This is a genomic window from Mesorhizobium sp. M0771, from assembly GCF_040320155.1.
GTDB lineage: Bacteria > Pseudomonadota > Alphaproteobacteria > Rhizobiales > Rhizobiaceae > Mesorhizobium.
In genome coordinates this window covers 1-8,705 of the sequence record NZ_JAMYPC010000047.1, presented here as the reverse complement: position 1 = coordinate 8,705, position 8,705 = coordinate 1, and the positions used below count along the sequence as shown (strand labels likewise).

Sequence of the window (8,705 nt, the reverse complement as noted above, 5' to 3'; positions counted from 1 at the left end):
CTGCTGGGGGTGTTTTGGCACCCGTGGCTTTTTGCGCGCCTTTTTTGTGGGGTTGTGCTATGCCACCCCCCTGTGCCTTGCACGGCAGAGGGGGGTGCCTCGCACCGGCCTCTCAACAACCTCACCCCTTCTGCGCTGTCCCATCAAGATACTGCGTCAGCGCGCAGACCAGATGATAGAAGATGCTGGCCGGCACGTCCGATGCCAAGGAGCGGCCGCGTTCGTCGATGCGGTCGATCCACAGGCCGAGCGGCGCCGGGTCGATGTGCCAGCGGAATAGCCGGCCGACGCGCGCCTCGATTTCGGGCTTGAGGTCGGGACCGCCCGAGCCATCCAGCGCAATCGCCGCCTTGATCGCTTCCGCCTGCGGCCAGCTGCGCGATACGAGGTCGAGCGGCAGGCCCTGTCTGGAGACCGCGCCGTAGGCAAGGCCGGTGGCGCGGTTGAGACCGTTGGCGATGGCCGAGGCGTAGAGCTTGCGGGCAAAATTGCTCAACTCGCCCTGGCCGCTGCGGGCGACGAAATCGGTGAGCAGCGAGGCCCATTCGAAATGATGACCGGGCTCGGTCCATGTGCCCTTCTCGCCGGCGGCCGGCTTCCACCCGGCGTCGAAATATTCGCCCAGCGTCCAGCTCTCGGCATCGAAGAAATGACTGCGGAAAAGGTCGATGATGCGCGCGGCGCGGCGCAGATAGGTGCGGTCGCCGGTCGCCTCATACCAGGCGAGGAAGGCCTCGAGCAGATGCATATGCGGGTTGGAGCGCCGCTCGCCCTCGCCATCGGATGTCTCGAGAAAGCCGGTCATGCGGCTGTCCTCGAGATGCGCGTCGAGGAACACGAAGGTCTCCTGGCCCAGCCGCAGCGCATCCGGATCGCCGCACATATGCGCATGCGCCAGCGCCAGCAGCACGCAGGAATGGTCGTAGGCATCCTCGGTTGGGTCGGCGACGGAGCCGTCGACATTGAGCGTGCGCACCCAGCCGCCCCGGTCCGTGCGGCCCTTGCCGGCCATGAAGGCGATGCCATGGGAGATCAGGCGATCGGCTGGACCGTCCCAGCCGCGGGCCTTGGCAACGGCGAAGGCGTAGACTTGCCTCGCCGTCGTGCGCATGCGCTTGGGCTTAAACAGCGCCTCGCCGTCGAAGCCGAGCGCCTCGTGGAAGCCGCCATGACGCTCATCGACGCCTGAAGTCGACCACAGCGGCAAGGTCTCCTCGAACAGCCAGTGATGCACGCGCCGCCGCCAGGCACCGCTTTCGATGACGCGGTCATGCGCCGGGGTGAACCTGGTTTCCAGACGGCCCGATTTTTCCAGCTGCTCGACGATCTTCTTGACGTGCTGGCTGTGACTGACCGGGGCAACGAAGGTGGCGTCCGCGGTCGAGACGATGGCGACATCCTTCATGCCGATCGCCGACAAAAGCCGGCCGTCGCTGCGGATGTAGGAGTTCTCGCAATCGATGGCGACGACATCGCCGACGACGACATTGCCCTTGGCGTCGGCAGGGCCGACATCAAGCAGCGACTGCCAGGAGCCGAGGTCGTTCCAGCGGAAGCCGGCCGGCACCATCGCGATGTCCTTGGCCCGTTCCATGATGGCGTAGTCGATCGAGTTCGACGGGATGGCGGCGTAGAGGTCGAGCGGCATATAGAGGCCGGACAGGTCGCTCGTTGCCGCCTTGTAGGCGGTTTCGGTGGCCTGCCAGATGTCGGGTTGGAAGGTGGCGAAGGCGTCGCGCATGGCGCCGGCGCGAAACAGGAAAATGCCGGTGTTCCAGTAGAAGGTGCCCGCACTGAGATAGCTCTGCGCGGTGGCGAGGTCGGGCTTTTCGACGAAGCGCGACACGTCGAAGACGCCGCCGCTTTCGGCTGCGACTTCGATATACCCATAGCCGGTCTCGGGCTGCGCCGGCTTGATGCCGAACACCACCAGACGGCCGGCAAGCGCTGCCTGGCTGCCCGCCTCGACGCTCTGCCAGAACTGCTTGGGCGTGGCGATTTCGTGGTCTGACGGCACCACCAGCACCAGGCTGTCGCCGAACTCCGACAATGTGCGCAGCGCGGCCAGCGCCACGGCGGCAGCCGTGTTGCGCCCGGTCGGCTCGAACAGCGGGCCACCGCCGGCGAGGTCGAGTCCGGCAAGGTCGGCATGCACGCGCTCGGCATGGCGCTCGGCGGCGATCAGGAAGATCGGCGTCTCACCTTCCGGCCGCGCCGTCAGCCGGCGCAAGGTCTTGGCCAGCATCGAGCCGTCGCCGGAGAGATCGTGGAACTGTTTCGGGTTGTCCTCGCGTGACAGCGGCCACAGCCGCGAGCCGACACCGCCGCTCATGACAAAACTGACGATGCGCTCGCTCATGAAAGGTCCAATCAGAACGTCTGGTTGTAAGCGCCGACTTCGGGGCTGCGGCGCAGCACGGCGTCGACCGCCTCGAACATCTGCCGGCGGCGGTCGGACGATACCGGGCTTTCGACAACCACGACAAGCTCCGGCTTGTTCGACGACGCCCGCACCAGCCCCCAGGTGCCATCCTCGGCCACGACGCGCACGCCGTTGACGGTGATCAGCTCGGCGATCTTCTGGCCGGCAAAAGTCTTGCCGGCGCGCTGCATCGCCTGGAAGTCCGCCACCACCCGATCGACCACGCCGTATTTCACATCGTCGGCGCAATGCGGCGACATGGTCGGCGTGCCGAAGGTCAGCGGCAGCGCGCGATAGAGATCGGCCATCGAACTTGTGGGGTTGCGGACGAGCATCTCACATATGGCTATTGCCGTGATGAGACCGTCATCATAGCCGCGGCCGATCGGCGGATTGAAGAAGAAATGGCCCGACTTCTCGAAGCCGGCGACGGCGCCAAGCTCGGCGACGCGGCGCTTGATGTAGGAATGGCCGGTCTTCCAGTAATCTGTCTTCGCGCCGTTGCCACGCAAAACGCTGTCGGTGTTGAACAGGCCGGTCGATTTGACATCGACGACGAAGGTCGAGCCGGGATGCTGGCTGGAGATATCGCGCGCGAGCATGACGCCGACCTTGTCGGCGAAGATCTCGTTGCCCTCATTGTCGACCACGCCGCAACGGTCGCCGTCGCCGTCGAAGCCCAGCCCGACATCGGCGCCGGTCTCCAGAACCTTGTCGCGGATGGCATGCAGCATCTGCATGTCTTCCGGGTTCGGGTTATAGCGCGGAAAACTGTGGTCGAGCTCGACATCGAGCGGGATCACCTCGCAGCCGATGCGCTCCAGCGCCTGCGGCGCGAAGGCGCCGGCGGTGCCGTTGCCGCAAGCCGCCACAACCCTGATCTTGCGCGCGATGCGCTTGTCCTGGGTCAGGTCGTCGAGATAGGTCTCGCGAAAACCGGAGACGAATTCGTAAGAGCCGCCGCCGGCGAGATCGAAATCGCCCGACAGCACGATCTGTTTCAGGGCGCTCATCTCCTCCGGTCCGAAGGTGAGCGGCCTCGCCGCACCCATCTTGACTCCGGTCCAGCCATTCTCGTTGTGCGATGCCGTGACCATGGCGACGGAAGGCGCGTCGAGCGCGAACTGGGCGAAATAGGCCATGGGCGACAGCGCCAGGCCAATGTCTTTCACCTTTGCGCCCGCAGCCATCAGGCCGGAAACCAGCGCCAGCTTGATGGCAAGCGAATAGGAACGGAAATCATGCCCGGTGACGATGTCGGGCCCGGCGCCAAGACGGCGGATCAAAGTGCCCAGGCCCATGCCCAGCGCCTGGACGCCGATCAGGTTCAGGTCCGGCGGTTGCGTCGAACCGGCATGGCCAAACCACCAGCGCGCGTCGTATTCGCGAAAGCCGGACGCCTTGATCAGCGCTTCGGTTTCGAATTCGAAGCTGTTGGGCCGGGCGTCGCCTACGATTTTCAGGGGCAAGGCAGCAAAGCTCCAGATGGCGAAAACGCGATTTATCGAGGCTGCGACTTAGCACACAAGGCTTTAAGCCGGGTTTATCCCGGGAGGGAAAGCCAAGCTTTGCGGCAATGCCCAACGAAAGCCAACGAAATGCGACAGAAGCGCTGCCATTGCCGCTTGCAGGAACGGTATGTGGCAGCTATAAGCCCGCGGTCTGGTCACGGAGTGTAGCGCAGCCTGGTAGCGCACCTCGTTCGGGACGAGGGGGTCGCAGGTTCAAATCCTGCCACTCCGACCAGAAAAAACAGACACTTAGGTGTTTGTTCTCCCGACCCACAAGATAGCTTGATGCAAACCGGCTGCGTCGGCGTCGCTGTCAGCATGGTGTTTTGACGCGACAACCTTCCGCGCTACCTCGATAATAGGAATGCCGCCGAGACAGCGGCCGGAACGAGGTTTGCGGAAGATGAATTTGTTGATTTCAAGCCGGCTGTCAGCGCTGCTCGCTTTGTCCCTGGCGGCAGGCTGCTCATCGCTGGGCAGCGCGGTGAACCCGGCGAAATACGACAGCATGACATGCGCCGAGCTCAACACCGCCGTAGGCGATACCGCGCGCGACATCTCGCAAACCGCCATCACCCGCGGCAAGGTCGCCAACACCAGCGTGCCGAACTGGCTGCTCGGCGGCACGCGCGTGAAGAGCGCAGTGGCCAAGCGTGAGACGGCCAGAATCGAACTGCTGAAGCAGCGGCAAGAGGCCATTGTCGCGACAAGGGCCAACAGATGCCCCAGGTCAGCGGGCTAAGCGAACTGGCCCTACCCTGACTATCTGCTGAACGTCACGCCTTAAGCACTCAGCCTGAAGCGCGTGACATCGATCGCCGCAGCCATCAGCGTCTGGGTGTAGGCGGCCTGCGGGTTGCTGAAGATCTCTTCCGTCGGGCCTTCCTCGACGATCTTGCCCTGCCTCATGACGATGATGTAGTCGGCCATGGCGCGCACCACGGAGAGATCGTGGCTGATGAAGAGGTAGGACAGTTCGTGGTCGGCCTGCAGCTTGCGCAGCAATTCGACGATCTGCTTCTGCACCGAGCGGTCGAGCGCCGAAGTCGGCTCGTCCAGCACCACCAGGTTGGGCTTCAGGATCACGGCACGCGCGATGGCGATGCGCTGGCGCTGGCCGCCGGAGAATTCGTGCGGGTAGCGGTTGCGTGCGTTGGGGTCGAGGCCGACCTCGAGCAAGGCCTCGACGGCGCGCTGATCGCGTTGCTTGCCTGACAGGTTCGGCTCATGCACCAGAAGCCCTTCGGTGATGATCTGGCCGACGGTCATGCGCGGCGACAGCGAGCCGAACGGATCCTGGAAGACGAGTTGCATCTCACGTCGCAGCGGCCGCATCGCATGGCGGTCGGCGGTGGAGATGTCGCGGTCGCCGAAGCGGATGACACCGTCGCTGGGCAACAGGCGCAGAAGTGCGCGGCCGAGCGTCGATTTTCCCGAACCGGATTCGCCGACGATACCGATGGTCTGGTTGCGCTTCAGCCGGATCGAAATGTGATCGACGGCGCGCAAAAGCAGCGGCTCGCCGGCAAGGAAGCCACCGCCGATCTTGAAGGTTACCTCGACATTCCTGCCCTCGAGCAGCACCGGTGCGTTGGCCGGCGGCGCCGCCTTGGTGCCGGTCGGCTCGGCGGCCAGCAGCATTTTCGTATAGGCATGCTGGGGATTGGCGAACAGCGCTTCCGCCTCGCCTTCCTCGACGACTTCGCCATAGCGCATGACATAGACGCGGTCGGCAAAGCGCCTGACAATGCCGAGGTCGTGGGTGATAAAGACGATGGCCATGCCGAGCTTGCGCTGCAGTTCGGCGAGGAGAACCAGGATCTGCGCCTGGATGGTGACGTCGAGCGCCGTCGTCGGCTCGTCGGCGATCAGGATGTCGGGGTCGTTGGCCAATGCCATGGCGATCATGACGCGCTGGCGCTGGCCACCCGACATTTCGTGCGGATAGGATTTCATCCGCCGCTCGGGATCAGGAATATGCACCAGCCGCAAGAGCTTGAGCGCCTCCTCGCGCGCCTCGGCAGCGTTCAGCCCGCGGTGCTTGCGGATCGGTTCGATAAGCTGGTTGCCGATCGAATAGAGTGGATCGAGCGAGGTCATCGGCTCCTGGAAGATCATGCTGATCTTGGCGCCGCGCACCTTGTTGAGGTCGGGCTTGCTCATGGTCAAAAGGTTGCGGCCGCGATAATCGACGTGACCCGTCGCCTCGCCATTGGACGCCAGCAGGCTCATCGCCGCCATCATGGTTTGGCTCTTGCCGGATCCGGATTCGCCGACCACGGCAACGGTTTCACCTGCCTTGACGTGGATGTTGATGCCCTTGACCGCTTCGACCGCGCCGTCGAGCGTGCGGAAGCGGACGCGAAGGTCCTTGACGCTGAGGATCGTTTCGGGCGTTTCCATCGCAACGGTCCTCATCTTATCGGTCCCCATCTTTATCGGTCCAATCTTCATCGGTCTCTTGGATCGAGCGCGTCGCGCAGGCCGTCGCCGACGAAGTTGAGCGCAAACAGCGTCGACACGAGGAAGAAGGCGGGGAACAAAAGCAGCCAGTTGGCGGTGCCGATGTTCTTGGCGCCGACCGAGATGAGCACGCCCCAGCTGGTCATCGGTTCCTGCACGCCAAGGCCGAGGAAGGACAGGAAGCTTTCCAGGATGATGACCTGCGGCACCAGCAGCGTCATGTAGATCACCACTGGTCCGAGCAGATTGGGGATGACATGGCGCAGCAGGATGCCGCGCTGGCCGACGCCCATGGCTTCGGCCGCCTGGACATACTCCTGCCGCCGGATCGACAGCGCCTGGCCGCGCACGATGCGCGCCATGTCGAGCCACAGCACCGCTCCCACCGCCAGGAACATCAGCACGAAGTTGCGGCCGAAGAACACCACCAGCATGATGACAAAGAAAATGAAGGGCAAGGAATAGAGCACGTCGACGATGCGCATCATCACCTCGTCGATCTTGCCGCCGGAAAAGCCGGCCGCCGCCCCGTAGAGGACGCCGATGACCACAGCGACAATGCCGGCAAGCAGGCCGATGGCCAGCGAGATGCGCCCTGCCATCAGCGTTCGCGAGAGAAGATCGCGACCGGTGTTGTCGGTGCCGAACAGGAAGTACTGCTGTTTGACCGACGCAGTCATAGTCAATTCGAGCCCGTCGCCCGATTTGCTCACTATCTTGGTATCGTCGAAGGCATCGGAGCGGTCGAGATAGCGGATGTTGCGGTCGTCGATCGGTTTGGTCGAGGTGACGGTGACGGTGACGCGACTGCCGTCCAGTTTCCACTCCTTGATGTCGACGCGCATGCGCTTGATGGCATCCTTGAGCGCCGTCTCGATCATGTCGGGCTCCGGATAGGCTGAAAAGCTTGGCGGCGTGCGCACATAGTCGGCATAGATGGTGGTGTACTGATGCGGCACGAACCAGGGGCCGAAGATGCTGATGACGCCAATGAAGGCCAGGTAATAGAGGCTGAACATGGCGGCGCGGTTGGCTTTGAGGCGCGCCCATGCGTCGCCCCAGAGCGAGCGGCCGACGACGGCCGGCGGAGCGGCGGCGGCTGTGATGTCAGTCATAGCGCACCCTCAGTCATAGCGTACCCTCGGGTCGACGACCGCGTACATGACGTCGACGATCAGGTTGAAGACGATGGTGAAGAGCGCGATCACCACCACGGTCCCCATCACCAGCGTGTAGTCGCGGTTGAGCGCGGCATCGACGAAATAGCGGCCGACACCGGGAATGGAGAAGATGGTCTCGACGATGACCGAACCGGTGAGCAGCGCCGCGGCTGCCGGGCCGGTGAAGGAAACGATCGGCAGGATGGCGCCGCGCAGCGCGTGCTTGACCACCACCGACCAGTCGGAGAGGCCGAGCGCACGCGCCGTTCGGATATGATGCGAACGCAAGCTCTCGATCATCGACCCGCGCATCAGGCGGGCAACGATGGCGATCTGCGGCAAGGCCAGCGTCAGCACCGGGCCGATCTTGTTGATCAATGCGCCATCACCCCAGCCGCCGATCGGCAACAGCTTCCAGGTCAATCCGAACACCAGCTGAATCACAGGAGCGATGACGAAGGTGGGGATAGTGCTGCCGGCGGTCGCCAGCGCAATCACCGTATAGTCGCCAAGCTTGTTCTGGTTTAGCGCGGCGATGGTGCCGAGCACCGAACCAAGCAGCAGCGCCAGGATCAGCGCGGAGGTGCCGAGCTGGACCGATATCGGCAGCCCCTTGGCAAACAGTTCGGTGACGGTGAAGTCAGGCAAATTGTAGCTCGGCCCGAAATTGCCGCGCAGGAGATTGCCGAGATAGTGGGCATATTGCAGCCAGAGCGGATCGTCGAGGCCGAACTGTGCTTCCAGATTGGCCCTGATCTCGGGACTGAGGCCCCGCTCCTGATTGAAAGGGCCGCCCGGTGCGACGCGTATCAGGAAGAACGCCATTGTCACGATGACGAACAGCGTCGGAATGGCGGTCAAAAGCCGCCGTAAGATGTATCGCAGCATCGGCGCCCCGCTTCGGCCAGAGCGACATACGTCCATGCAGACGCATTGCCACGCTCCGGCGCCAAATCTTCGCACCGGGCTTGCCGAAAATCGACCACGACTTTCGGACCGGTGCGATGACCGACCAGTCCGGGGGGGGGGGGGGGGGGGGGGGGGGGGGGGGGGGGGGGGGGGGGGGTTGGGTGTGGGGTGGCGGGGGGGGGGGGGGGGGGGGGGGGGGGGGTAGAAAGGCAAGGGCGCGGGGGGGAGGCAAGGGTAGGT

The 8,705-nt window shown here is 64.0% G+C and carries 6 protein-coding genes and 1 tRNA gene; 2 read left to right on the top strand and 5 right to left on the bottom strand.

Annotation, left to right across the window (positions count from 1 at the left end; genetic code table 11):
• Positions 1-121: 121 nt before the first annotated feature.
• Together NKI05_RS31660 and NKI05_RS31655 are read right to left on the bottom strand one after the other, a co-directional pair.
• Complete coding sequence (locus tag NKI05_RS31660) at positions 122-2,359, bottom strand: mannose-1-phosphate guanylyltransferase/mannose-6-phosphate isomerase (RefSeq protein WP_023816484.1); 2,238 nt, start codon at positions 2,357-2,359, stop codon at positions 122-124.
• Between the two features lie 11 nt (positions 2,360-2,370).
• Complete coding sequence (locus tag NKI05_RS31655; protein ID WP_023816485.1) at positions 2,371-3,891, bottom strand: phosphomannomutase/phosphoglucomutase; 1,521 nt, start codon at positions 3,889-3,891, stop codon at positions 2,371-2,373.
• A gap of 200 nt (positions 3,892-4,091) precedes the next feature.
• Here NKI05_RS31655 and NKI05_RS31650 point away from each other — a divergent pair.
• Together NKI05_RS31650 and NKI05_RS31645 are read left to right on the top strand one after the other, a co-directional pair.
• Positions 4,092-4,168: transfer RNA gene (locus NKI05_RS31650), tRNA-Pro, on the top strand.
• Between the two features lie 168 nt (positions 4,169-4,336).
• Positions 4,337-4,675, top strand: coding sequence for a hypothetical protein (locus NKI05_RS31645; RefSeq protein WP_023684572.1), 339 nt, complete (start codon positions 4,337-4,339; stop codon positions 4,673-4,675).
• A gap of 41 nt (positions 4,676-4,716) precedes the next feature.
• Here NKI05_RS31645 and NKI05_RS31640 read toward each other — a convergent pair whose 3' ends face one another.
• The 3 genes from NKI05_RS31640 to NKI05_RS31630 are packed head-to-tail and all read right to left on the bottom strand — an operon-like array spanning position 4,717 to position 8,444.
• Complete coding sequence (locus NKI05_RS31640) at positions 4,717-6,336, bottom strand: ABC transporter ATP-binding protein (protein WP_023816486.1); 1,620 nt, start codon at positions 6,334-6,336, stop codon at positions 4,717-4,719.
• Positions 6,337-6,383: 47 nt separating this feature from the next.
• Positions 6,384-7,511, bottom strand: coding sequence for an ABC transporter permease (locus NKI05_RS31635; RefSeq protein WP_023725230.1), 1,128 nt, complete (start codon positions 7,509-7,511; stop codon positions 6,384-6,386).
• A 9-nt stretch (positions 7,512-7,520) separates the two neighbouring features.
• Complete coding sequence (locus NKI05_RS31630; RefSeq protein WP_023684574.1) at positions 7,521-8,444, bottom strand: ABC transporter permease subunit; 924 nt, start codon at positions 8,442-8,444, stop codon at positions 7,521-7,523.
• Between the last annotated feature and the right edge of the window lie 261 nt (positions 8,445-8,705).